Source organism: Nocardioides lijunqiniae (genome assembly GCF_015024225.1).
Classification (GTDB): domain Bacteria; phylum Actinomycetota; class Actinomycetes; order Propionibacteriales; family Nocardioidaceae; genus Nocardioides; species Nocardioides lijunqiniae.
This window is the reverse complement of record NZ_JACJGM010000003.1, coordinates 24,785-48,859: the sequence shown is the minus strand read 5'-3', so window position 1 is coordinate 48,859 and position 24,075 is coordinate 24,785. Positions and strand designations below refer to the sequence as shown.

General features: G+C 72.8%; 25 protein-coding genes. 9 read left to right on the top strand and 16 right to left on the bottom strand.

What is annotated here, in order from left to right:
• Nucleotides 1-38 precede the first annotated feature (38 nt).
• Nucleotides 39-734 carry a DUF3137 domain-containing protein gene (locus tag IRQ30_RS24045; protein ID WP_193611498.1) on the top strand — a complete coding sequence of 232 codons (696 nt, stop codon included), beginning with the start codon at nt 39-41 and terminating at the stop codon, nt 732-734.
• The gene (locus tag IRQ30_RS02580) at nt 734-1,291 is read left to right on the top strand and encodes a LemA family protein (protein ID WP_193611497.1); all 558 of its coding nucleotides are present in this window, start codon (nt 734-736) and stop codon (nt 1,289-1,291) included. The genes IRQ30_RS24045 and IRQ30_RS02580 overlap by 1 nt, the downstream gene beginning before the upstream one ends.
• Before the next feature lie 4 nt (nt 1,292-1,295).
• Here the strand turns inward: IRQ30_RS02580 and IRQ30_RS02575 are convergent, their stop codons facing one another.
• The 4 genes from IRQ30_RS02575 to IRQ30_RS02560 form a co-directional block, all read right to left on the bottom strand.
• Nucleotides 1,296-2,519, bottom strand: a complete 1,224-nt coding sequence (locus tag IRQ30_RS02575; protein ID WP_193611496.1) for a hypothetical protein — start codon at nt 2,517-2,519, stop codon at nt 1,296-1,298.
• Nucleotides 2,512-4,116: a fatty-acid--CoA ligase FadD8 gene (gene fadD8, locus IRQ30_RS02570; protein ID WP_338089536.1), complete on the bottom strand. Its 1,605-nt coding sequence runs from the start codon at nt 4,114-4,116 to the stop codon at nt 2,512-2,514. Before fadD8 ends, IRQ30_RS02575 begins: the two co-directional genes overlap by 8 nt.
• A 71-nt stretch (nt 4,117-4,187) precedes the next feature.
• Entirely contained in the window at nt 4,188-5,414 is a 1,227-nt protein-coding gene (locus IRQ30_RS02565; RefSeq protein ID WP_193611495.1) for an MFS transporter, read from the bottom strand.
• Between the two features lie 55 nt (nt 5,415-5,469).
• Nucleotides 5,470-6,870 carry a serine hydrolase domain-containing protein gene (locus tag IRQ30_RS02560; RefSeq protein WP_193611494.1) on the bottom strand — a complete coding sequence of 467 codons (1,401 nt, stop codon included), beginning with the start codon at nt 6,868-6,870 and terminating at the stop codon, nt 5,470-5,472.
• A 147-nt stretch (nt 6,871-7,017) separates the two neighbouring features.
• Between IRQ30_RS02560 and IRQ30_RS02555 the strand changes: the two genes are divergently transcribed.
• Together IRQ30_RS02555 and IRQ30_RS02550 are read left to right on the top strand one after the other, a co-directional pair.
• Nucleotides 7,018-7,344, top strand: coding sequence for a YciI family protein (locus tag IRQ30_RS02555; protein WP_193611493.1), 327 nt, complete (start codon nt 7,018-7,020; stop codon nt 7,342-7,344).
• 47 nt (nt 7,345-7,391) lie between these two features.
• The gene (locus tag IRQ30_RS02550) at nt 7,392-8,444 is read left to right on the top strand and encodes an LLM class flavin-dependent oxidoreductase (protein ID WP_193611492.1); all 1,053 of its coding nucleotides are present in this window, start codon (nt 7,392-7,394) and stop codon (nt 8,442-8,444) included.
• Here the strand turns inward: IRQ30_RS02550 and IRQ30_RS02545 are convergent.
• The 8 genes from IRQ30_RS02545 to IRQ30_RS02510 all read right to left on the bottom strand — a co-directional run bounded on the left by IRQ30_RS02545 (nt 8,441) and on the right by IRQ30_RS02510 (nt 15,687).
• On the bottom strand, nt 8,441-9,241 hold the full coding sequence (locus tag IRQ30_RS02545; protein ID WP_193611491.1) for a hypothetical protein: 801 nt from the start codon (nt 9,239-9,241) through the stop codon (nt 8,441-8,443). The genes IRQ30_RS02550 and IRQ30_RS02545 overlap by 4 nt on opposite strands.
• A 35-nt stretch (nt 9,242-9,276) precedes the next feature.
• Entirely contained in the window at nt 9,277-10,659 is a 1,383-nt protein-coding gene (locus tag IRQ30_RS02540; protein ID WP_193611490.1) for an NAD(P)-binding protein, read from the bottom strand.
• Between the two features lie 50 nt (nt 10,660-10,709).
• A complete protein-coding gene (locus IRQ30_RS02535; RefSeq protein WP_193611489.1) occupies nt 10,710-11,585 on the bottom strand; it encodes an alpha/beta fold hydrolase in 876 nt (291 codons plus the stop codon).
• Between the two features lie 35 nt (nt 11,586-11,620).
• Nucleotides 11,621-11,998 carry a hypothetical protein gene (locus IRQ30_RS02530; protein WP_193611488.1) on the bottom strand — a complete coding sequence of 126 codons (378 nt, stop codon included), beginning with the start codon at nt 11,996-11,998 and terminating at the stop codon, nt 11,621-11,623.
• A gap of 82 nt (nt 11,999-12,080) precedes the next feature.
• On the bottom strand, nt 12,081-13,106 hold the full coding sequence (locus IRQ30_RS02525) for a hypothetical protein (RefSeq protein ID WP_193611487.1): 1,026 nt from the start codon (nt 13,104-13,106) through the stop codon (nt 12,081-12,083).
• A gap of 27 nt (nt 13,107-13,133) precedes the next feature.
• Nucleotides 13,134-14,162, bottom strand: coding sequence for an Atu2307/SP_0267 family LLM class monooxygenase (locus IRQ30_RS02520; RefSeq protein WP_193608992.1), 1,029 nt, complete (start codon nt 14,160-14,162; stop codon nt 13,134-13,136).
• A gap of 84 nt (nt 14,163-14,246) precedes the next feature.
• Nucleotides 14,247-14,639 carry a DUF2237 family protein gene (locus IRQ30_RS02515; protein ID WP_193608993.1) on the bottom strand — a complete coding sequence of 131 codons (393 nt, stop codon included), beginning with the start codon at nt 14,637-14,639 and terminating at the stop codon, nt 14,247-14,249.
• Between the two features lie 4 nt (nt 14,640-14,643).
• Nucleotides 14,644-15,687, bottom strand: a complete 1,044-nt coding sequence (locus IRQ30_RS02510; protein ID WP_193611486.1) for an LLM class F420-dependent oxidoreductase — start codon at nt 15,685-15,687, stop codon at nt 14,644-14,646.
• Between the two features lie 58 nt (nt 15,688-15,745).
• On the opposite strand from IRQ30_RS02510, the gene IRQ30_RS02505 reads away from it, so the two are divergent.
• Genes IRQ30_RS02505 through IRQ30_RS02490 form a run of 4 tightly spaced genes read left to right on the top strand, consistent with a single transcriptional unit; the run spans nt 15,746 to nt 19,411 of the window.
• Complete coding sequence (locus IRQ30_RS02505) at nt 15,746-16,786, top strand: Zn-ribbon domain-containing OB-fold protein (protein ID WP_193611485.1); 1,041 nt, start codon at nt 15,746-15,748, stop codon at nt 16,784-16,786.
• A 10-nt stretch (nt 16,787-16,796) separates the two neighbouring features.
• Nucleotides 16,797-17,864, top strand: coding sequence for a thiolase domain-containing protein (locus IRQ30_RS02500; RefSeq protein WP_193611484.1), 1,068 nt, complete (start codon nt 16,797-16,799; stop codon nt 17,862-17,864).
• Nucleotides 17,864-19,027 (top strand): thiolase domain-containing protein, encoded by a 1,164-nt coding sequence (locus tag IRQ30_RS02495; protein ID WP_193611483.1) that lies wholly within the window; start codon nt 17,864-17,866, stop codon nt 19,025-19,027. Before IRQ30_RS02500 ends, IRQ30_RS02495 begins: the two co-directional genes overlap by 1 nt.
• A 60-nt stretch (nt 19,028-19,087) precedes the next feature.
• The gene (locus IRQ30_RS02490) at nt 19,088-19,411 is read left to right on the top strand and encodes a helix-turn-helix domain-containing protein (RefSeq protein ID WP_193611482.1); all 324 of its coding nucleotides are present in this window, start codon (nt 19,088-19,090) and stop codon (nt 19,409-19,411) included.
• Here IRQ30_RS02490 and IRQ30_RS02485 read toward each other — a convergent pair.
• The 3 genes from IRQ30_RS02485 to IRQ30_RS02475 are packed head-to-tail and all read right to left on the bottom strand — an operon-like array spanning nt 19,408 to nt 21,403.
• Nucleotides 19,408-20,181 carry a maleylpyruvate isomerase family mycothiol-dependent enzyme gene (locus tag IRQ30_RS02485; RefSeq protein ID WP_193611481.1) on the bottom strand — a complete coding sequence of 258 codons (774 nt, stop codon included), beginning with the start codon at nt 20,179-20,181 and terminating at the stop codon, nt 19,408-19,410. The two genes, IRQ30_RS02490 and IRQ30_RS02485, sit on opposite strands and share 4 nt — an antisense overlap.
• The gene (locus IRQ30_RS02480) at nt 20,178-20,786 is read right to left on the bottom strand and encodes a ClpP family protease (RefSeq protein WP_193611480.1); all 609 of its coding nucleotides are present in this window, start codon (nt 20,784-20,786) and stop codon (nt 20,178-20,180) included. Before IRQ30_RS02480 ends, IRQ30_RS02485 begins: the two co-directional genes overlap by 4 nt.
• Nucleotides 20,783-21,403, bottom strand: a complete 621-nt coding sequence (locus tag IRQ30_RS02475) for a ClpP family protease (RefSeq protein WP_193611479.1) — start codon at nt 21,401-21,403, stop codon at nt 20,783-20,785. The genes IRQ30_RS02480 and IRQ30_RS02475 overlap by 4 nt, the downstream gene beginning before the upstream one ends.
• Nucleotides 21,404-21,495: 92 nt before the next feature.
• On the opposite strand from IRQ30_RS02475, the gene map reads away from it, so the two are divergent.
• The gene (map, locus tag IRQ30_RS02470) at nt 21,496-22,263 is read left to right on the top strand and encodes a type I methionyl aminopeptidase (protein ID WP_193611478.1); all 768 of its coding nucleotides are present in this window, start codon (nt 21,496-21,498) and stop codon (nt 22,261-22,263) included.
• Here the strand turns inward: map and recQ are convergent.
• Entirely contained in the window at nt 22,247-24,070 is a 1,824-nt protein-coding gene (gene recQ, locus IRQ30_RS02465; protein WP_193611477.1) for a DNA helicase RecQ, read from the bottom strand. The genes map and recQ overlap by 17 nt on opposite strands.
• Nucleotides 24,071-24,075 lie beyond the last annotated feature (5 nt).

The window sequence follows — 24,075 nt, the reverse complement described above, 5'->3', positions numbered from 1 at the left end:
TGCCGGAGACCGCTCGCGGGCTCCTCTACCCTGCTGCGGTGTCCCGGACCCTCCTCGGTGGCGGCTTCCTGCTGCTCTTCCTCGCGTTCCTCGCCCTGATCGTCGTGCTGGTCGTCGTCGGGTACCAGCAGGCCAAGAAGCGGCGTGAGGGCCTCGCGGCGTTCGCGGCCGCGCGCGGCTGGGTCTACCGCCCGGCCGACCCGAGCCTGGTCGGACGCTTCACGGGGTCGCCGTTCGGCACGGGCAGCAGCCGGAGCGCGACCAACTGCCTCTACGGCGCGCACGGCGAGCGGCCGATGGTGGCCTTCGACTACTCGTACACGACCAGCAGCGGCTCCGGCGACAACCGCACCACCACCACGCACCGCTACTCCGTCGTGGCGATGAACCTCGGGCTGGTCGTCCCCCCGCTCGCGGTCTCGCCCGAGGGTGCCGTGGGTCGCTTCTTCGGCCGGCTCACCAACCGCGACATCGAGCTGGAGTCGGAGGACTTCAACCGCGCGTTCACGGTCACCGCCCACGACCGGCGCTTCGCCTCCGACGTGCTGCACCCGCAGATGATGCAGATGCTCCTGCAGTGGCCGGCGCTCGGCTGGCGCCTCGAGGGCGACTCGATGCTCGTGGTCCGCTCCGGCCACCACGCGCCCCACGAGGTCGACGCGACGCTGGCGGTGATGGACGCGATCCTGGACCGCATCCCCGAGCACGTGTGGCGCACGCTGCGGGCCCAGTGATGGCGACGATCATCGTCGTCGCGATGGTCCTGGTCCTGGTGCTCCTGCTGAGCCTGGTCGTGATGTACAACCGGTTCGTGCGCCAGCGCACCCTGGTCGACGAGTCGTGGGGCGGCATCGACGTCGAGCTGACCCGCCGCCACGACCTGATCCCCCGCCTGGTCGAGACCGTCCGCGGGTACGCCGCCCACGAGCAGGCGGTGCTCCAGCAGCTCGTCACCGCCCGTGAGGTCGCGACCTCCCACGCGCGCGACCAGCCGGCGCGGAGACAGGGCTACGAGGACAGCCTGGGCGGCGCCCTGGCGTCGGTGCTGGTGCGGGCCGAGGCCTACCCCGACCTCAGGGCCAACCAGGGCTTCCTCGAGCTGCAGCACGAGCTGACCAACACCGAGGACCGGATCGCGGCCGCCCGGCGGTTCTACAACGGCAACGTCCGCGCCTACAACACCCGGGTGCGGACGTTCCCCTCCAACGTCGTGGCCGGCGTGTTCGGCTTCGAGGCGCGCGACTTCTTCGAGCTGCTCGACCCGGCCGCGCGGGCAGTCCCCCGCTTCTGACCGCTCAGACCGGCGTGATCGGCAGGGAGCGCCGCGGCTCGAACTCGAACGCCGCGCCGGTGCTGAACCGGGTCACCGCGACCTCGCCGGCCTCGGGGGCGGCGACCTCACGCCGTACGACGTGGGCGGTCCAGGTCTCCTCGGTCCCGGAGATCTCCACGTCGAGGTGCGGGTCGACGGCGCGGACGAGGGCCTGCAGCGGCTCGGGACGCCCCGGGCCCACGAGCGCGGCCCAGCCGCCGTCGCTCGACGCCGGCGAGGGGCCGACGGTCACGCGCGACTCCCCCACCTCCGCCCGGTGGTAGGCCGCGGGGTTGAGCAGCGGGTGCAGCTCCAGGAGCCGCACGGCACCCGCGACGCCGTCGGGGAGACCGAGGGCTCGGTGCAGGCGCTCGGCGGCGATCCCGGCGATCCCGACGAGCTGCTGGGTGCAGATCTCACGCGCCTGCTGCTCGCCGGTCGACCGCGTCCGCACGGCGTGCTCGAAGGAGAGGTTGAGCAGCTGCATCTGCAGGCAGACCTCGTCGGCGATCCGCACCAGCGCGGAGTGGGAGAACGCGCCGAAGTCGAGGTCGGCGAGCAGGGCGCCGGAGTAGTCGCCCATGCCCTCCTCGGACGGGTCGATCGGGTCGAGCTCGACGGTGGCGGCGCGCGTCGCCGCCACGTGGTGGTAGGCCGGCAGCGGCTGCACCGGAGGGAACGACTCGCCGATCGTCACCGTCCAGCGGCAGTGCGGGTGCTGCTGTGCCGACGAGCGCGGGGGCCGGTGCACGGGGCGGACCTGCGCCTTGGCGTTGGTGGCCACCGCCGTGGCGTCGAAGGTCGGGTCCTCGATGTCGTGGCACATGGAGACGACGTAGGACTCCCCCATCGGCTCGACGTCCATGAGGGCGCCGCAGTGGTCGAGGTGGAACTCGCCGTGCCACGGGTCGTGCACGGTGTAGCGGAAGTCCATGAACTGCGGCGGGGCGCCGATGTCGAGCTGCAGCCCCTTGAAGATCGTGACGACGTCGGTGCCGCGGTAGCCGAGCGCGTCCTGCATGCGCCGGGTGTAGATGGGTGAGGCGCCCGACCACTCCTCGATCGCGACCTGGGCCATCTCCTCGCGCCCCCACGCCGAGATGCACCACGCCATGCCGGAGCGGTCGATCAGCTGGCCGATGAGCAGCAGCTCCGGGACCAGCGTCGCCAGGTCCTCACGGCTCAGCGAGGCGTAGCGGCTAGCCAACGGAGCGCTCGCCGGTCCAGTACTGCGACCGCAGCGCCTTCTTGTCGGGCTTGCCCAGCCCGGTGAGCGGCAGGGCCTCGGTGGCGATGACCTGCTTGGGCGACATCACCGCGCCCTTGCGGTCCTTGACCATCTGCTTGATCTCGGCCTCGACCTCGGGGGTCAGCTCGGCACCGGGGCGCAGCACGACGATGGCCGTGACGGCCTCACCCCACTTCTCGTCGGGCGTTCCGATGACGCCGACCTGGGCGATGGCCGGGTGCTCCGCGACGACGTCCTCGACCTCGCGGGGGAAGACGTTGAAGCCGCCCGTGACAATCATGTCCTTGGTGCGGTCGACGATGTACCAGAAGCCGTCCTCGTCCTCGCGCGCCACGTCCCCGGTGTGCATCCAGCCGTCGCGGAAGGTCTCGGCGGTCTCCTCCGGGAGGTTCCAGTAGCCGGCCGACAGCAGCGAGCCGGCCACGCAGATCTCGCCGGGCTCGCCGACCGGGACCGGCCGGCCGTCCTCGCCGAGGAGCGCGGTGCGGATGAACGCCGACGGGCGGCCGCACGACGACAGTCGGGCCGGCACCTCGTCGGGAGAGGAGGTCGGGACGACGTGGTCGGCCTTGGCGAGGTAGGTGATGACCATCGGTGCCTCGGACTGCCCGTAGTACTGGGCGAAGATCGGGCCGAACCGCCTCAAGGCCTCCTGGAGCCGCACCGGGTTGATGGCCGAGGCGCCGTAGTAGACGGTCTCGAGCGACGACAGGTCGCGGGTGTGCGAGTCGGGGTGGTCCATCAGCGCGTAGAGCATCGAGGGGACCAGCATCGTGGCGGTGATGCGCTGCTCCTCGATCGTGCGCAGGACCTCGGCCGGGTCGAAGCGCGGCAGGACGTAGAGGGAGCCGCCCTTGATCACCGTCGGCACGAAGAACGCGGCGCCCGCGTGGGAGAGCGGGGTGCACATCAGGAAGCGGGGGTCCTCCGGCCACTCCCACTCGGCGAGCTGGATCTGCGCCATGGTGGCCATCGCCCCCGACGTCCCGATGACGCCCTTCGGCTTGCCCGTCGTGCCGCCGGTGTAGGTGATCGAGACGACGTGGTCCGGCGGCAGCACCGCCGCCGTCAGCGGCTGCGCGTCGAAGGTCGCCGCCGTGGCCACGAGGTCCTCGCCGACGTCCTTCAGCTCGTCGGGCACCGGCCCGATCGTGAGCACCGTGGTCAGTCCGGGGCACTTGTCCAGCAGCGCCAGCGCCCGCTCGGTGAAGTAGGGGTCGATGATCAGCGCGGTGATGCCCGCGTCGTTGATCACGTAGGCGTGGTCGTCGGCCGACCCCAGCGGGTGAAGCGACGTGCGCCGGTAGCCCTGGGTCTGGCCCGCGCCGAGGATGAACAGGACCTCCGGCCGGTTCAGCGCCAGCAGAGCCGCAGCCGTGCCGGTGCCGGCGCCCAGCGCCTCGAACGCCTGGACGTAGCGCGACATCTGCTCGGCGACCTCGCCGCCCTTCAGCGTGGTGTCGCCGAGGTACATCACGTCCTTGTCGCGATGCCGCTTCAGGGCCGCCACCATCAGGTTGCCGTTGTGGGTGCCGGTCCGCATGTCGTCGCTCACCGGAGCAGACTAGAACGTGTTCTAAGTTGGGGCAACGGTGGGCAAGGCCGGATCCAGGTCGCCGACAGCGCTCACCCGCTCGCGGTGACGGGCGGGGCGAGCCGGACGTCGGTGATCCGACGTCGGGTGGCGGCGAACGCGGCCACCGCGACGGCGAGCGCGAAGCAGCCCAGCTCGACCCGGCCGGCGCCGAACGCCAGGGCGAGCGGCCCGACGACGAGCTGGCCGATGGGGGTGGCGACGAAGGAGAAGAAGCCGTCGATCGCCATGATCCGCGAGAGCATCTCCTCGGGCACCTTCTCCTGCACCGTCAGGTTCCAGGCCAGGTCGAGCAGGCTGAGGGCCGCCCCCGCGACGACGAAGGCGCCGGTGAGGAGCCAGACGCTCACGTGGGTGCCGAGCACGAGCATCGGCACGCACCAGACCGCGAAGGCGATCATGATCGCGCGCAGCGGCACCCGCAGCGTCACCTTGGCCAGGAAGAACGCCGCCACGAAGACCCCGACCGCCTGACCCGACTGAGCCACGCCCCAGCCCTGGCTCCCGATCGTGTCGGCGGCGATCGTCGGGCCGAGCACCCCGATCGCCCCGCTGACGAGCGCGTTGAAGACGAGCGCCGCCGAGGCCGCCGGGATCACCCAGCCGAGCTGGCGGGCGAACGCCCAGCCCGCGAGGAAGTCGCCGATGACGGTCGAGCTCGCGTTGCTCCTGTCTCCCGGGGGAAGTCTCACCAGCGCGAGCAGCCCCGCCGCGACGAGGTACGTCGCCGCGTCGGCCGCCAGCGCCCACCCCGGTCCCACCGTGGCCACCAGGACCCCGGAGAGCGAGGGGCCCAGGATGCTGACGGCGCTCTGCGCCTGACCGATGAGCAGGAACGCCGCCTTCCGCTCCTCGACCGGCAGCAGGATCGGCACCATGCCGAGGAACGCGGGGTAGCTGACCGCGAAGACCGTGCCGGCGGCCAGCTGCAGCAGGACCAGGTGCCAGATCTCGGCGTGCCCGCTGAGCACGAGACCGGCCGTCGCCGCCTGGAGCACGCCCTGGATCAGGTTGCACCCGCGCAGCACGACCGCCCGGGGCAGCCGGTCCGCGATCGCGCCGCCGAGCAGCATGAACACCACCGTCGGCACGCTCGACGCGGCCAGCACCGCCCCCAGGGACGCGGCGGAGTCGTCGATGTCGAGGACGGCGAAGGCGAGCGCCACGCCCGCCATCGACGACCCCGCCCGGTTGACGACCTGACCGACGAAGAAGTACCGGAACGCGGGGGCGGCGAGCGGCGACAGTCGGCTGCTCACCAGGACAGTAAAGCGGGGTGCTCAGCCCAGGGACACCCTTTTCGCTCAGCTTCGCTCAGTCCGCGCGAGCCACGACCCGCCCGTAGTGCACGTAGGCCGCCGGTGCGGTCGGGTCGTCGGGGTGGGCGAGGAACGTGAAGACCGGGTGGATGCTGTGGAAGGGCTCCTCGGAGATGAACGAGTCGTCCTCGAGGTGCACGAGCGGGAAGCGCACCGGCTGCTCGCCGATCTCGGCGATGATGTCCTTCGGGACCCGGTCCAGCCAGAGGCGGCCCTCGTCGTCCTGGGTCACCGTGACGTCGTAGATCGTGTCGGAGTAGCGCCCCAGGAAGCGGGTCACGTCGACCTGCTCGGGGTCGGCCGGCGGGACGGGGCGGGTGGGCAGCACGACGCCGGTGAGGTCGCGCACCAGCCGCGCGACGACGTCCTCGAAGAGCCCGAAGAAGTCGCCGCCGTTGGTGAGCACCGTGACGGCGACGCCCTGGGCCGGGACCGCCCGCAGGAACGCCGCCTGGCCGATCGTGCCGCCGTCGTGGGCGACGACGGCGTCCTCACCGGAGCCGTCGAGGTGCCAGCCGAGCCCCCAGGACTCGGCCATGCCGGAGAGCAGGGGCAGGTCGACCTCGCGGGTCTGCATGGCAGCGACCGAGGCGGCGCTCAGGACGCGGATGCCGTCCCGGCCCGCGCCTCCGGACAGGTGCATCCGGACGAAGCCGAGCAGGTCGGTGGGGGTCATCGCGAGCATCGCCCCCGCGGGCGCGTTGGACCGCGCCAGCGCCCAGGTGGGGGCCGGGGTCATCGTGCCGCCGTCGCCGGCGACGTGGCTGGCGACGTGGCCCAGCGCCGCCCGGTGGCGGATCGCCTCGTAGGGGCTGGGCGAGACCCGCTCCAGCGCGAGCGGGGTGGCGATCCGCTCGACCAGCGCCTCGTCGAACGGCTGGCCGCGCAGCACCTCCACCAGCCTGCCCAGCACCACGAAGCCGGTGTTGTTGTAGGAGAACGTCGCGCCGGGAGCGAAGAGCTGCGGCAGGTCGCCGAGCGTGGCGACGTACCTCTCGACGGCGTCGGAGCCGCGGCCGGTGTCGGTGAAGACGTCACCCTCGAAGCCGGCGGTGTGCGTCAGCAGGTGGCGCGTGGTGATGACCTCGGCCGCCGCCGCGTCGCCGATGACGAGCTCGGGCAGGTAGTGGACGACCGGCACGTCGAGGTCCAGCAGGCCGTCGTCGACGAGCTGCATGACCAGCGTGGTCGTCCAGATCTTGGTGATCGACCCGATCTGGAAGACCGTGCGGGTGTCGACCTCGACACCGGTCTCGAGGCTGGTGACGCCGGCCGCGGCGGTGGCGACCCGGTCGCCCACCAGGACGCCGACCGACGCCCCGGGCACCCCGTGCTCGGTCACCAGCCTGGCGAAGTTCGCGTCCAGCCACTCGACGGCGTGCTCGTAGGTCGTCATGGCCGTCAGCGTAGGAAGGCGCGGGCACCACGGGTTCGTCCGATCGGACAGCCCCGCGGGCCGGATGTCGTATCCACGCACCGGCGTTCGTGGCAGGGGTGAGCGGGTGCCCGCAGGGGCGCCCCCAGCACGAGGAGACGATGAGCGATGCAGTACCTGGTGTCCGTGATCGACGACGAGTCCGGCTCCGCCACCTCCGAGGAGATGACGGCGGTCCGAGCGTTCAACGACCGGCTGCGGGAGGAGGGCCACTGGGTCTTCGCCGGTGGCCTGGCGGCGCCCAGCAGCGCCACCGTGATCGACGACCGCGACGGCCGCGGGATCGTCACGGACGGGCCGTTCGTGGAGTCCAAGGAGTACTGCGCGGGCCTCTGGATCCTCGAGGCGCCCGACCTCGACGTGGCCATGAGGCTGGCGGCGCAGGGATCGCGCAGCTGTCACCGCAGGGTGGAGCTGCGACCGCTCCTCGGCTGAGCGCGGCTGGCTAGGCTCGGTGGCACCACCCGCCCGAGAGGACCACCGTGCCCGATCCGTCGACCCCCCTGCGCCGCCTGGGCTTCCTGACCATCGGGCTGTTCGACGGCGCCGACCCGGCGCCCGGTCACGAGTCCACCCTGCGGGTCATCGAGCTGGGCGAGCAGCTGGGCTTCGACAGCGCCTGGGTGCGCCACCGCCACCTGCAGTACGGCATCTCCTCCCCCGTCGCCGTGCTGGCGGCCGCCTCGCAGCGCACCCGCCGCATCGAGCTCGGCACGGCGGTCATCCCCCTCGGGTGGGAGAACCCGCTGCGCCTGGCCGAGGATCTCGCCACCGTCGACCTGCTGTCGGGCGGACGGCTCAACCCGGGCCTGAGCGTGGGGCCGCCGATGCGCTACGACGAGGTGCGCGAGGCCCTCTACCCCGACTCCGCCGACCTCGAGGACTTCACCTACGGCCGGGTCGAGCGGCTGCTCGCCATGGTCCGGGGCGAGCCGGTCAGCCCGTTCCGCGGCACCGTGGGCATCGAGGAGTTCTCCGACCGGGTCCAGCCACACGCGGCGGGGCTCGCCGACCGGCTCTGGTACGGCGGCGCCAGCCTCCGCTCGGCCCAGTGGGCTGGGGAGCACCGGATGAACCTGCTCGTGAGCAGCGTCGTGAAGGCCGAGGAGCCGCCCGCCGGGGGCGAGGGTGAGGACGGGGCCTGGGACTTCGCCGAGATCCAGCGCTCCCACGTGCGCCGCTTCCGTGAGCACCATCCCGACGGCGCCGCGGCGCGGGTCTCCCAGGGCCTGGTCGTCGTCCCGACCGACACCGCCTCGCGCGAGCAGCGGGCGCGCTACGAGGCGTACGCCGCCTCCCGGCTGCCACGCACCGCCACGCCGCAGGGCCCGGGTCGGCTGCTCTTCGCGCCCGACCTGGTCGGGACGTCGGAGCAGGTCGCGGAGCGCCTCCACGCCCACGCCGCCTTCCGCGAGGTCGACGAGGTCGCCTTCGCGCTGCCGTTCTCCTTCGAGCACGACGACTACGCGCAGATCCTCACCGACATCGCGACCCGCCTCGGTCCGGCGCTGGGCTGGCGCCCCGCGAGCGGCTAGAAGCCGCCCATGTCGAAGCCGCCACCGTCGAACCCGCCGCCGTCGCCGCCGCCGGCGTCGTAGCCGCCGCCGTCTCCCCCACCGTCACCACCGGAGTCGCCCCCGCCGTCGCCCCCGCCGTCACCGCCGAAGCCGTCGCCGAAGCCGCCGAACATCATCCCGCCCATGAACATCCAGGTCATGGGGCCGAAGGCGCCGAAGTAGCCCATGGCGTAGGGCTCGTAGGCCCGACCGCCCTGGTAGTACGGCACGCGCTGGGCGCCGACCATCACCTTGCGCACGTCGGGGTCGGCGCCGGCGCGGACCCGCTCGGCGTCGAGTGCGCAGGCCGGGACGTCGCGCTCCACGCCGTCCGGCGGCACGTAGGCCACGTCGGTGACCGAGGGACCGTGGCGCGGGTCGAAGAAGCAGGGGGCTCGACGCGTGGGCAGCGGCTCGGCGTTCACCCGAGCGCGCACGCAGGCGATGGCGTAGCGCCCGTCCTCGATGATCTCGGTGACGTGCCGGACGTCCTCGGGGCGGGACAGGGCGTCGCCGGCGGTCTTGGCCGCCTCGTAGGCGTCGAGGGCCCGCTGGTAGTCGGCCCGGGCACCCTCGTCGAGCTCGTGACCGGTCATCTCCAGGTCGAGGTGCTGGAGGTCCTCGCCCAGCGCGGTGACGTCCTCGTCGGCGAGCTTCTTGACCGGCGCGAGCTCGCGATCCTGCCGCTCGAGCTCCTGCTGCTTGCTGCGGCGACTCGAGACGAGCACGACCGCGCCGATCACGGCGACGACGAGCAGCAGCACGACCAGGTCCATCCTCGGATCCTACGGGGCACCCGGAAGGTGCCGGCTCAGCCCGGAGGCAGGCCGCCGAGCGCGGCCAGGCGCGCCACCCCCGGGCCGGCGTGGCGCTGCAGCCGCTCCAGCGCGTCGTCGAGGCTCGGCGACCCCGGGTGCCCGGGCGGGATCCGGGCCGGGTTCAGCGGGACCCGGTCGGCCCAGGCCTTGATGTCCGGCTCGGCTCCGAAGGCGGCGGAGGCCCGCGTGCCGTGCACGTTCATCCGGGCCCAGTCGGCCAGCGAGTTGCCGAACGACGAGGGTGGGCAGAGCCGGTTCTTGTCGGCGTCGTCGTCGCGGGTGGCCTCGACGTAGCCGGCCAGCGCCGCGCCGAAGCAGGGGAAGCCGGCGCGGATCGGCTGGAGCGTGATCGCCTCCGGCCCCCAGATCGGCACCCGGGGGCGGTGCCGGAGCCCGTCGGCCGCGCAGTTGACGACGACGGCGTCGTCCGCGACGGCGACCGAGCCGTCCTCGAAGTCCAGGCGCCCCCGCGACACCGAGACGAGGTGCCCGCGACGCACGACGTCCTCGACCGTGCGCAGCAGGTCGAGCTCCCACGTGCCGAGCGTCGGCGCCTTGGCCATGGTGGGCGTCACCGCGCGGTCGATGCGGAGCATCGTGCCGGACGCCTCGAGCTCGAGGAAGAGCTCCGGCAGCGACCGGGCACCGGCCGCGGCGCGCATCATGTCGGCGACCATGCCGAGGTAGACCGCCGGGTCGGGCTGCACCTTCGCGCGGTTCAGCATCCAGGGCTCCCGCGGCCGGACCCAGCAGATGGCGTCGGGATCGACGCCGCGGCCCAGCAGCCAGACGCAGGCGTCGGTGGCGGTCTTGCCGGAGCCGACGACGACGTAGCGGCTCGGCGGCTCCTCCAGGCCCACGAGGTCGTTGACCGGCACGACCCGGGCGCCCTCGCCCACCCCGAAGCGCGGCGGGGTCTCGGCGGGGATCTCGGGAGCGAGGTAGCGGGCGTCGACGACGCGGCAGTGCTCGGGCACCTCGTAGCGCTCCCCCGTCTCGAGCGAGACGACACCGCCGTCGGCGAGGTGGTCGTGTCCGGCGAAGAGCTCCACGCGCCCGGTGGCGGTGAGCCGCTCGAGCACCTCGTCGTAGTAGGCGCAGATCGTCGGCTGGTCGGCCCGCTCGTGCAGGCCGGCCTCGGGACCGTCGCGCTGTATCCGGCCACCTCCCAGGAGCGTGGACGCCACGCCGTAGAACGACGACGCCTGGTGCAGCCGCACGAACGGGTAGGCGCCGCGCCAGTGACCGCCCACCTGCGGGCGGCGGTCGACGAGCGCGACGCGGACGTCGGCGTGGTCGACCAGGGCGTCGGCGAAGGCCATCCCGCTGGCCCCGGCCCCGACCACGAGGTAGTCGGCGTCGATGCGGCGCGTCATGGGTCCACCCAACCACGCGCGGCCGGCGCCGCGCGCGACCGCCCGCCGCGTCAGCCGTCGCCGTCGAGCACGGCCCGGAGCCGGGCCGCGAAGGCCTCGGGCTGCCCGGCGTAGCCGTGCTCGCCTCCGAGGAAGCCGCCGTGGTGACTGGGGAAGACGGTGGCCTCCTGGCCGAGCAGCGCGGCGGTGGCGACCGACGTGCGGCCGGTGAACAGCCCCGCGGACTCCTCGCCCACGGCGACGACGACGCTGGTCGGTGCGGCGGCCAGCGCCGCGGCGTCGGGACGATAGCTGCTGACGGCCCACGAGGCGTCCGAGAGCAGCGGGTCGCCGCGGGTGCCGTCGTCATCCGTGGGGAGGCCGAAGGTCGCGGGGTCGGGGGCGGGATGGGTGAAGTAGTCGTCGGTGTACTCCCCCTGCCAGTCGGTCATCGTGATGAAGGCGGCCATCCCGGCGCCGAAGCCTCGCGCCTCGTAGGCGTCGCGCACCTCCGCGCGTGCCCGCTCGACGGCGGCTGCGTCGGGGAGCACGCCGAGGAGCGGCGGCTCGTGCGCGACCAGGGTCGCCACGTCGTCCGGGTGGGCCGTCACCAGTGCGAGGCCGATGATCGCCCCGCCGCTGCTCCCGAACAGGTCCACGGGTCCGCCGCCGAGGGCCGTGATGAGCGCGTGGAGGTCCTCCGCCAGGGTCTCGGGGTCGTGGTCGGAGCGCCCGTCCTTGCGCGTGCTGCGGCCCAGACCGCGGGGGTCGTAGGTGACGACGGTCCGCTCGGGCAGGAGCGGGGCCAGGCTGGCGAAGCCGCTCGCGTCCATGGGCTGGCCGACGAGGAGCAGCGCACGGCGTCCGTCGGCGGGCGGAAGCGGGCCGCGGACGTCGTAGGCGAGGTCGACCTCGGGGGTCTCGAGCACGTGGGTCGTGGTGGTCATGTCCTGTGGACCCCGGCCGGGCGTTCGATTCATCGCTACCGGCGCCGGACGGGGTGCACCAGCCAGGCGGACACGGCCCACAGAGCGGTGTACATGAGGTTGACGCCGACGATGTCCAGGGTCGACGACCCCTCGGGAGGCAGGCCACCCAGCAGGGCGACCGCCGTGACGAGCACCTGGGCGGCCGCGGTGGCGGCCAGGGCCTGCGCCAGTCCGGACGGTCGCAGCCGCGACACCGCGGCGCCGACCAGGAGGACGGCCAGCACCACGACGTACACCCGGTCGGGCCGGCCGCCCGGGCCCAGGATGCCCAGGGCGCCGACCCCGAGCACCAGGAACAGCGCGGTCAGGGCGGCGAGGGCGAGGCCGAGGGGGCGGCGGGAGGTGACGGAGGGCTGCTGGACCGTGCTCATGACCCCACGCTAGGCGGGCTCCCGGTCGGGTTGCGGGGAGGACGTGTGGAGGTTCGGTGCAGATCGCCCGGGATCGTCGTGATCACGACAGCAGGTCCCGGACCTCCGACGAGGCGTAGAACGGCTCGAGCTGCTCGCGCAGCAGGCGCTCGAGGTCGCCGCTCTCGCGGAGCGCGTCGACGACCCCGGGCGCGATCCGGACCACGTCGGCGACCAGGTCCTCGCGGCGCAGGTCGAGCTCGTCGAGCAGCTCGGTGGGCGTGTAGCCGCCGAAGCGCTCGAAGAAGGCGTCCACGACCGCGTCTCCCAGCCGCGCGACGTGTTCGTGGGCGAGCGTGCTGGCGACGAGCTCGTGCACGGCGCCGACAACGCCGGACAGCTCCTCGCGGGCCTCGTCGCCCATGCCGGAGACCTGCTGCGCGGCGGCGAGGTCCCAGACCTGCAGCACCGCCTCGCGGGTCGTCGGGTCGCGCAGGGTCTCGATGACGATCCGGTTCAGGCGGCGTACGGCGAAGGTGCCGCCCTTGCCCACGGTGTCGCCGAGGAGGCCCTCGAACTGCTTGTCGGCCGCGCCCATCATCCGGGAGGCGGCGGTGGTGCCGAAGGACATCAGCGAGCCGAGGCCGGGCACCTTGTCGGCGACGGCCTTGTTGGCCTGCAGCACCTCGCCCACGATGCGGCCCATGAAGCGCGATGCCATGGTGCCGACCAGCGGGCTGGCCGTGAGCCGCTCCAGCGCGCGCTCCAGGGCGGGGCTGAGCGCCAGCAGCTCGTCGAGGACGGCGGCGACCTGGTCGCGGTCGACGACGTCGCCCAGCGGGTACGGCTCGGCAGGCCCCTCGGCGAGGACCTCGCTCGCCAGCTCGACGAACCCGCCCACCGCGGCGCTGCCCGGCACCGTGGCCAGCGCGCGCGCCACGATCTCGCGCACGGCCCCCGGGTCGACGAGGTCGCCGATCGGGTGGTGGCCGGAGGCCTCGAGGGCGCCCTCCGCCAGCTCGGTGACCGTCGCCGCGAGCCGCTCGCCGCTCAGGCGGCGCAGGTGGAACGCGACCTGGGCGTCGAGGAGCTGCTGCGCGAGGGGGCCGGGCACGGCACTGGTGGACACGGCACGACGGTACGGGACCGCCGCGGGCTAGATGTCCGCGACCAGCGGGGCGACCTCGGTGCCGAGGAGCTCGATGCCGCGCAGCAGGTCCTCGTGCGCGAGCCGCGGGTTCGTCATCTGCAGCGAGAGCCGGTCGACCCCGCCCAGCTGGTCGGCCACCCGGCGGATCTTGGTCGCCACGGTGTCCGGGTCACCCATGAAGAAGGCGCCGTCGGGGCCCGAGGTCGCGTTGAACTGGGCCCGGGTGGGCGGGGCGAAGCCGCGCTCGCGCGAGACCTTGCGGAACATCTCCTCCCAGCCCGGGTAGATCGTGTCGCTCGCGGCCTTGGTGCTCTCGGCGACGAAGCCGAAGACGTGCAGCCCGACCTGCAGCTTCTCGGGGGCGTGGCCCGCCTGGGCGCCGGCGCGGCGGTAGAGGTCGACGAGCGGCGCGAACTGGCGCGGCTCACCGCCGATGATCGCGACCATGAGCGGCAGCCCGAGGAAGCCGGCGCGGGCGAACGACTCCGGCGTGCCACCGACGCCGACCCAGATCGGGAGCGGGTCCTGGACCGGACGCGGGTAGACGCGCTGGCGCACCAGCGGCGGGCGGTGCTTCCCGGACCAGGTGACCTCCTCCTGGTCGCGGATCTGCAGGAGCAGCTCGAGCTTCTCGGTGAAGAGCGAGTCGTAGTCGGCCAGGTCCAGGCCGAAGAGCGGGAAGGCCTCGGTGAACGACCCGCGGCCGACGACCAGGTCGATACGTCCCTTCGAGATCAGGTCGAGCGTCGCGAACTGCTGGAACAGCCGTACCGGGTCGGTCGCGCTCAGGACGGCGACCGCGCTGCCGAGGCGGATCCGCTCGGTGCGCGCGGCGGCGGCGGCGAGGATCACCGGCGGGGCGGAGTCGTAGTACTCGCTGCGGTGGTGCTCGCCGATCCCGAAGGAGTAGAGGCCGGAGCGGTCCGCGAGCGCGATCTCCTCCAGGAGGTGCTCCATGCGCTCGGCCGCCCCGATCACCTGGCCGGTGCGCGGGTCGGTGACCGTGGAGACGAAGCTGTCGACGCCGATGTGCATGGAAGGCCTTCCGCTCGTGGCCGGACCGGTGCCGGACCTTGTTGACGCTTCAACCACCAGGGGTGGGCGAGAATTCCTGGGCGCTCAGCCGTCGAGTCCGCTGAGGTCCCCGGGGACGTCCACGGCGTGGCGCTGGAGGACGTCGAGCGGCACGATCGCCAGGACCGCCTCGTGGGTGGCGGCCAGCACGACGTGCGAGGCGTGGCCGGCGTCGTAGGCGCGCGCCCAGTTGGCGGCGGTGACGCACCACCGGTCCCCCGGCGTCAGGCCGGGGAAGCCGTAGACCGGCATGGGGGTGGAGAGGTCGTTGCCGATGCTGCGCTGGTGCTCGAGGAAGTCCGCGGTCACGACGGCGCAGATGGTGTGGCTCCCGAGGTCCTCGGGGCCGGTGCTGCAGAACCCGTCGCGGTAGAAGCCCGTGAGCGGGTCGGTGCCGCACTCCTGGAGCTCCTCGCCGAGGACGTTGCGATCGGCCACGGGATCAGGCTAGTACCTCCGCGATGGTGCGGACCTCGTCGGCGTCGCGGCAGCTGAGGAGCAGCGTGGTCACGCCGGTCTCCTCCCACTGCGCCGCGCGCTCCTTGACCTCCGGCGCGGTGCCGATGATGTGCATGTCGTCGACCAGCTCGTCGGGGATCAGCGCGACCGCGCGGTCCTTCTCCCCCTCGAGGTAGAGCCGCTGCACCTCGTCGGCCAGCTCCTCGTGGCCCATCCGCTCGAAGACCTGCTTGTGGAAGTTCTGGTCCTTGGCGCCCATGCCGCCCATGTAGAGGGCGACGACCGGCTTCATCGCGTCGATGACGGCCGCCTTCTCCTCGGCGCCGGAGACGACCTGGACGTGGCAGGTGGCGGCGATCTCGAAGTCCGCGCGGGTACGTCGGGCGCCGGGCCGCGCGAAGCCCTCGTCGAGCCACGGCTGGTACATGCCGGCCGAGCGCGGGGTGTAGAAGATCGGGATCCAGCCGTCGGCGATCTCGGCCGTCTGGGCGACGTTCTTGGGCCCCTCGGCCCCCAGCCAGATGGGGATGTCGGCGCGCAGCGGGTGCACGATCGGCTTGAGCGGCTTGCCCAGCCCGACCGAGCCGGGGCCGGTGAACGGCAGCGGGTAGTGCGGGCCGTCGTTGGTCACCTTCTCCTCGCGGGCCAGGACCTGGCGGATGATGTCGACGACCTCACGGGTGCGCGCCAGCGGCTTGGAGAACGGCTGGCCGTACCAGCCCTCCACGACCTGGGGACCGCTCACGCCCATCCCCAGCACGACCCGGCCGCCGCTGAGGTGGTCGAGCGTCAGCGCGTGCATCGCGATCGACGTCGGCGACCTGCCGGACATCTGCACGATCGAGGTCCCGAGCCGCACGCGCGAGGTCTCGCGACCCCACCAGGCCAGCGGCGTGAAGGCGTCCGAGCCCCAGGCCTCCGCGGTGAAGATCGCGTCGAACCCGGCGCCCTCCGCGGCCGCGACCAGCTCGGCGGTGCCCGTCGGGGGCTGCGCGCCCCAGTAGCCCAGCTGCAGACCAAGTTTCATGGACACACCCTCGCAGAACGCTTGCTCCCAAATCTAGAACGTGTTTCACTTTCGCACCATGACACGCACTCTGTCAGCGCCCGTCACCGTCGCCTTCGACTACACGAGGTCGACCGGGCCGGTGCTCGGTCGCTTCCTCACCGGCCTGCGCGACGGGGTCGTCGTCGCCGGGCGCACCTCCGACGGCGAGGTGGTGGTGCCGCCCCTGGAGTACGACCCGGTGACCCACGAGCAGACCACCGACTTCGTGGAGGTCGCGGACACCGGGACGGTCACGTCGTGGACCTGGGTGCCCGAGCCGGTCGCCGGCCAGCCCTTCGACCGGCCCTTCGCGTTCGCGCTCGTCACCCTCGACGGCGCGACGAAGCCGCTCTTCCACGCGGTCGACGTCGCCTCCCCCGACCAGATCAGCACCGGCATGCGGGTGCGGGTGCGCTGGGCCGAGGAGCGCGTGGGCCACATCAACGACCTCCTGTGCCTCGAGCCAGCAGCCGACCGCGACGAAGCAGCGGACGGCGTCGCGGGCGAAGGTCGAGCGCGACCGCGGCTGAGGGACGAAGCCGCGACGGAGCTGTCGAGACCCGGTGAGTCGGACGCAGACGGTGGGGACGGTCCGGAACCGGTCACCGGGGTGGTGACGCCGGTGTCGCTCGACTACGTCTACGCCGCCTCGCCGGAGGAGTCGACGTTCTACCGCGGCCTCGACGAGGGGCGGATCCTCGGCCAGCGCTGCCCCTCGTGCCAGAAGGTCTACGTGCCGCCCCGCAGCGCCTGCCCGACCGACGGGACGCCCACCGAGGGCGAGATCGAGCTCAGCGGGCTCGGCACGATCACGACGTTCTGCATCGTCAACGTGCCGTTCCTGGGCCAGAAGATCGAGCCGCCGTACGTGTCGGCGTACGTGCTGCTCGACGGCGCCGACATCGCCCTGCTCCACCTGATCCTCGGCGTGCCCGCCGACGAGGTGCGGATGGGGATGCGCGTCAAGGCCGTGTGGAAGCCGCGCGAGGAGTGGGCCTACTCCCTGGAGAACATCGACCACTTCGCGCCGACCGGCGACCCGGACGCGGACTACGACACCTACAAGCGCCACCTCTGAGGACGAGAAGATGAGAGACGTTGCCGTCGTCGGGTTCGCCCAGCAGCAGCTGCCGGACTTCGACGGGTCACCGACCTGTGTGGAGATGCTGGTCCCGATCCTGGCCGAGTGCTACGAGCAGACCGGCTGGACCCGCCGCGACGTGGGCTTCTGGTGCTCCGGCTCCTCCGACTACCTCGCGGGCCGCTCCTTCTCGTTCGTGCAGGCCGTCGACGCGATCGGCGTGACGCCGCCCGTCAACGAGTCGCACGTCGAGATGGACCTGGCCTGGGCGATGTACGAGGCCTGGATCAAGATCCAGACCGGCGAGGTCGACACGGCACTGGTCTACGCGTTCGGGAAGAGCTCGGCCGGCGTGCTGCGCCGCACCCTCGCGCTGCAGCTCGACCCGTACACGATGACTCCGCTGTGGCCCGACACCGTGTCGCTCGCAGGTCTCCAGGCCCGTGCCGGCATCGACGCCGGGGCCTGGGACGAGCGCGCGATGGCCGAGGTGGCCCAGCGCTCCCTCACCGACGCCGAGCAGAACGAGCACTCCATCCGCAAGGGCGGCTCGTCGGTCGAGGAGCTCCTCGCCCGTCCGATGTACGCCGACCCGCTGCGCAAGCACGACTGCGCGCCGGTCACCGACGGGGTGGCGGCACTGGTGCTCGCGGCCGGCGACAGGGCCCGCGCGGTGCGTGACCGGCCAGCGTGGATCGGCGGGCTGTCGCACTTCGTCGACGCCTCCAGCATCGCCAACCGCGACCTGACGCGCTCCCCCAGCGCGGCCAACGCCGCCGCCGCGGTCGACCTCGCCGGCGTCGAGGTGGCCGAGCTGCACGCGCCGTTCAGCCACCAGGAGCTGATCCTGCGACGCGAGCTCGGCCTGGCCGACGACGTGCGCATCAACCCCTCCGGTGGCGCGCTGACCAGCAACCCGATGTTCTCGGGCGGCGGCATCCGCATCGGTGAGACCGCCCGGCGCATCTGGTCGGGCGAGATCTCCAAGGGGGTCGGTCACGCGACCTCCGGGGCCGCGCTCCAGCAGAACCTCCTGTGTGTCCTGGACTCCAGCACCGGAAAGGACGGCCTCTGATGGGCAAGCAGCCTGCGGCCGTGGTCGGCATCGGCCAGACCCACCACCGCGCCAAGCGCCAGGACGTCTCGATGGCCGGCCTCTGCCGCGAGGCCATCGACCGGGCGCTGCTCGACGCGAACCTGACGCTCCACGACATCGACGCGATCGTCGTCGGCAAGGCGCCGGACCTCTTCGAGGGCGTGATGATGCCCGAGCTCTTCCTCGCGGAGTCGCTCGGCGCGGCGGGCAAGCCGCTGCTGCGCGTGCACACCGCCGGCTCGGTGGGCGGCTCGACCGCGATCGTCGCCGCGTCGCTCGTGCAGTCGGGGGTCCACAAGCGCGTGCTGACCGTGGCCTACGAGAAGCAGTCGGAGTCCAACGCGATGTGGGCGCTGTCGGTGCCCCTGCCGTTCAACATGCCGGTGCACGCCGGCGCCGGCGGCTACTTCGCGCCGCACGTGCGCTCCTACATCCGCCGCTCCGGCGCGCCCACGCACGTCGGCGCCATCGTCGCCGCCAAGGACCGCAACAACGCGCTCAAGAACCCCTACGCGCACCTGCACAACGAGGGCACGACCGTCGAGTCCGTGCTGGCCTCGACGATGCTGTGGGACCCGATCCGCTACGACGAGACCTGCCCGTCCTCCGACGGCGCCTGCGCGCTGGTGATCGTCGACGAGGACACCGCCAAGGCCTCCCCCAACCCGGCCTGGATCCACGGCACCGTCATGCGCTCGGAGTCGACCTCGGCCGCCGAGCGCGACCAGGTGAACCCGCAGGCCTCCCGCGACGCCGCGGCGTACCTGTGGAAGCAGGCGGGGATCACCGACCCGTTCGAGGAGATCGACGCGGCGGAGATCTACGTGCCGTTCTCGTGGTTCGAGCCGATGTGGCTGGAGAGCCTCGGCTTCGCCGGCGAGGGAGAGGGCTGGCAGCTCACCGAGTCGGGCGAGACCGCGATGACGGGACGGCTGCCGGTCAACTGCTCCGGCGGCGTGCTGTCGTCCAACCCGATCGGCGCCTCGGGGATGCTGCGCTTCGGCGAGGCCGCGCTGCAGGTGCGCGGAGCGGCCGGCGAGCACCAGGTCGACGGCGCGCGCCGCGCCTTGGGTCACGCCTACGGCGGCGGCTCGCAGTTCTTCGCGATGTGGGTCGTCGGGTCCGAGAAGCCGACCAGCTGAGCCGTTCGCCCGCCGCGAACAGCGCGGACGGGAGGGGCCGGTCGGTCCTACCCTCGGGTCATGGGTGAGCTGATCGCGTTCCGTCCGTCGTCCCCGGCGCGTGCCCTCGAGCCCCAACCGGCCGAGCCGCTGTGGCGCGAGGCGGTCGGCCGCGAGCTGCGCGGGCAGCGCGCGGCCGACGGCCGCACCCTGGCCGACGTCGCGGGCGAGGCCGGCGTCTCGACGCAGTACCTCTCCGAGGTCGAGCGCGGGCGCAAGGAGCCGAGCTCGGAGGTCCTCTCCGCCGTCGCCGGGGCGCTCGGCCTGCGGCTGGTCGACCTCACCGCGCGGGTGACCCGCCAGATCGCCGCCCGACCCACCGGCCCGGTCTGCCTCGCGGCCTAGTAGCCGGGGAAGACCGCCCGCAGCTGGTCGAGCGTGACGTTGCCGCTGACCTCGAGCCCCTCCGGGGTGTACGGCGGACGCAGCCGCCCCGACAGCAGCCGCACGGCCGCCTCGGGGTCCCCGGTGAACGTCGCGGTCGGCGAGCCGGCCGGCCGGACCGCCACCGCGTCGTCGATGACCACCGCCCGCTCGTCGACGCCGAGCTCGACCCGCTCCGACAGCTGGTCCGGCTGGCTCGAGAAGCCGAGCAGGAACGCGAGCGGGCCGGCGTAGAGGTCGAGCAGCAGCTCGGCGGCCTCGGGGTCCATGCCCGCGGCGGGGTCGAGCCCGGCGGCGACGTCCCACTGGTGGGCGCTGACCTCGTTGAGCCGCATGCCGGCCGCGACCTCCAGCGGGACCGGCTCGGGAAGGAAGCCCATGTCGATGCGCATCGTCTCGCGCTCGGCGTCGGAGAAGCCCTCGAGCAGCTCCACCAGCCGGGCGTCGTGGTCGAGGAAGTCGGCGGCCTGGTCGCGCGGCGAGGCGGCATTCCAGCGGTCCCAGATCGCCTGGTTGTCGGGGGCCTCGGCGCTGTCGTCGACCGAGGCCAGGATCGTGGCGCGGGTGATCTCCGCGCCGCTGCCGAGGTGCGAGAGCACGTCGGCGACGCTCCACTCCGAGGCGCCGCTCGGCCCCGTCAGCTGGTCCTCGCCGAGCTGGGGCACGGCGGCGGCCAGCTGGTCGTGCTGGTGGCGCAGGGACGTGACGATGCGGGGGACGTGGTCGGTCATGCCTCGAGACTAGTGGGCTTGCGGCTGCCGAGGACCGCGTCGGCGAGGCCGTAGGCGACCGCGGCCTCGGCCGTCAGGACCAGGTCGCGCTCGGTGTCCTCGCGCAGGCGCTCGACGCTCTGGCCGGTGTGCCGGGCCAGCACCTGCTCCATCTCCGAGCGGAGCCGCACGATCTCCTTGGCCTGCAGGGCGAGGTCCGGCAGCGTGCCCTGTCCCCCGCCGGACGGCTGGTGCAGCACGACCCGCGAGCGCGGGAGGACCGTACGCCGGCCGGCGGCACCCCCCGCGAGCAGCAGGGCGGCCGACGACGCGGCCTGTCCGACGCAGGTGGTGGCCACCTGCGAGCGGATGAACTGCATGGTGTCGTAGATCGCGAGCGTGGCCGTGACCGAGCCGCCCGGGGAGTTGAGGTAGAGGTCGATCTGGGTGTCGGGCCGGTCCGACTCCAGGTGCAGCAGCTGGGCGATCACGACGTTGGCGACGCCGTCGTCGATCTCGGTGCCGACGTAGACGATGCGGTCGCCGAGCAGACGGCTGTAGATGTCGACGGCCCGCTCGCCGCGCGGGGTCCGCTCGACGACGCTGGGGATCGTGTAGCTGCTCATCGCGCGATCCCGAAGCTCGCCGTGCCCCGGGCCGGCATCACGGGCTCCAGGTCGGTCAGGAGCCGGTCGACGAAGCCGTACTCGCGCGCCTGCTCGGCGGTGAACCACCGGTCGCGCAGCGCGTCGCGCTCGACCTTCTCCACGGGCTGGCCGGTGTGCTCGGCGATCAGGCCCATCATCACGTTCTTGGTGTGCTCGAGGTTGTCGGCCTGGATCTCGATGTCGATGGCGGTGCCGCCGATGCCGGCGGAGCCCTGGTGCATCAGCACCCGCGAGTGGGGCAGCGCGTAGCGCTTGCCCGGGGTCCCGGCCGACAGCAGGAACTGGCCCATGCTCGCGGCGAGGCCCATCGCCAGGGTGCTGACGTCGTTGGGGATGAGGCACATCGTGTCGTAGATCGCGAGGCCGGCCGACACCGAGCCGCCCGGGGAGTTGATGTGGAGGCTGATGTCGCGGTGCGGGTCCTCGGCGGAGAGCAGCAGCAGCTCGGCGCACAGCCGGTGGGCGATCGCGTCGTCCACCTCCTGGCCGAGCACGATGATCCGCTGCTGGAGCAGCCGGCCGGTCAGCTGGTCGTCGTAGGAGCCGGTCATGGGGCCGATGAGGGAGGAGGTCATGCGTCCCAGCCTGCGCCGCGCACGGCCGCGGGCCCAGGGATTCTGCTCAGGGCGGTTCTGCCCGGAGCGGCAGGACTCCGTAGGCTGCAAGGGTGATCGAGCTCCGTACCCCGACCCAGATCGAGCAGATGCGACCCGCCGGGCGCTTCGTGGCCTCGGTGATCAGCGCGCTGGCCGAGAAGGCGGACGTGGGGGTCAACCTGCTCGAGCTCGACGCGATGGCGCACGACATGATCCGCGCCGAGGGCGCCGAGTCCTGCTACATCGACTACCACCCGTCGTTCGGCGCCATGCCGTTCGGCAAGGTGCTCTGCACCTCGGTCAACGAGGCCGTCCTGCACGGCCTCCCCTTCGACTACGTCCTGCAGGAGGGTGACCTGCTCTCGGTCGACTTCGCCGCGAGCGTCGACGGCTGGGTGGCCGACTCGGCGCTGTCGGTGGTCGTCGGGACCCCGCGACAGGAGGACCTGGACCTGATCGCCACCACGGACCGCGCGCTCGCCACCGGCATCGCCGCGGCGACCGTGGGCAACCGCGTCGGCGACATCTCCGCGGCCATCGGGGACGTCGCCCGCTCGGCGGGGCTGGGCGTCAACCTGCAGTTCGGCGGTCACGGCGTCGGACGCACCATGCACGGCGACCCGCACATCGCCAACGACGGCCGCGCCGGCCGCGGCCTCAAGCTGCGGCCCGGGTTGGTCATCGCGATCGAGCCGTGGTTCCTGCACACGACCGACGAGATCTACATCGACAAGGACGGCTGGACGATCAAGAGCTCCGACGGCTCGCGCGGCGCCCACATGGAGCACACGATCGCCGTCACCGACGACGGCCCATTGGTCCTCACCGCCCGGGGCTGACCACCTCGAGGAGCTGCTCGCCCCACTTGTCCAGCTTGCCCGCGCCGATCCCCGAGATCGTGGCGAGCTCGTCGAGCGATCCGGGAGTGGCGGCCGCGACGCTGCGCAGCGTGGCGTCGTGGAAGACGACGTACGCCGGCAGGCCCGCCTCCTTGGCCGTCGAGGCCCGCCACGCGCGCAGCCGCTCGAACAGCTCCTCGCCGGGGGCGTCGAGCGGCACGGTGTCGGCGGCCTTCGAGCGCTTGGCCCGCCGCTCCCGGGCGGGGGCCCGGGTCTCGGTGCGGAGGGCGACCGTCCGCTGCCCGCGCAGCACGGCGTCGGACTCCTCGGTGAGCTCGAGCGTGCCGTAGCCGTCGGTGCCGACCGCGAGCAGGCGCTGGGCGAGGAGCTGACGCACCACGCCGCGCCAGCCGGCCTCGTCGAGCTCGGTCCCGATGCCGAAGACCGTCAGCGTGTGGTGCTCCAGCGACGAGACGCGGGGCGTGTCCTTGCCGAGCAGGATGTCGATGACGTGCCCCGCGCCGTAGCGCTGGCGGCGCTGGGCGAGACGCACGACGGCGGAGAGCAGCTTCTGCGCGGGCACGGTCCCGTCGAAGGTCTCGGGCGGGGTGAGGCACGTGTCACAGTTGCCGCACGGATCGCCGTCCTGGCCGAAGTAGGCGAGCAGCTGCACGCGGCGGCACTCCGCGGTCTCGCACAGCGCGAGCATCGCGTCGAGGTGCTGGCCCAGGCGCCGGCGGTGGGCCGCGTCGCCCTCGGAGGTGTCGATCATCTTGCGCTGCTGGACGACGTCGGCGAGCCCGTAGGCCAGCCAGGCGGTCGCGGGCTGCCCGTCGCGGCCCGCGCGGCCGGTCTCCTGGTAGTAGCCCTCGACCGACTTGGGGAGGTCGAGGTGGGCCACGAAGCGCACGTCGGGCTTGTCGATCCCCATGCCGAACGCGATGGTCGCGGTGATGACCAGGCCCGGCTCGCGCAGGAAGCGGCGCTGGTGCTCGGCGCGCACCCGCGCGTCGAGGCCGGCGTGGTAGGGCAGGGCCGGGATGCCGTTGGCCGTGAGGTAGGTCGCCGCCTGCTCGACGGACTTGCGCGAGAGGCAGTAGACGATCCCGGAGTCGCCGGCGTGCTCGGTGCGGAGCAGGTGGAGCAGCTGGGCGCGCGGGTTGTCCTTGCCGACGATGCGGTACTCGATGTTGGGTCGGTCGAAGCTGGACACGAACTGCCGCGCCTCGGTGAGGCCGAGCCGGGCGACCATCTCGCGGCGGGTCGCGTCGGTGGCGGTGGCCGTGAGCGCGACGCGCGGGACGCTCGGCCAGTGCCTCCCGAGCACGTCGAGCATGAGGTAGTCGGGGCGGAAGTCGTGGCCCCACGAGGAGACGCAGTGGGCCTCGTCGATCGCGAACAGCGAGACCGTGCCGCGGTCGAGCAGCGACAGGGTGTCGGGGACCGAGAGCCGCTCGGGGGCGAGGTAGAGCAGGTCGAGCTCGCCGGCGACGTACGCCGCCTCCACCGCGCGCCGCTCGGGCAGCGTCTGGGTGGAGTTCAGGAACGCCGCGCGCACGCCGAGCGCGTCCAGCGCGTCGACCTGGTCGGCCATGAGCGCGATCAGCGGGGAGATGACGACGCCGGTGCCCTCGCGGACGAGCGCCGGGATCTGGTAGCACAGGGACTTGCCGCCGCCGGTCGGCATCAGGACGAGGGCGTCACCCCCGCCGACGAGGGTGTCGATGATCTCGGCCTGCTCGCCCCGGAAGGACTCGTAGCCGAAGACCGTGCTCAGCACCTGGCTCGGTGTGGTCGCGGTGGTCATGCCCC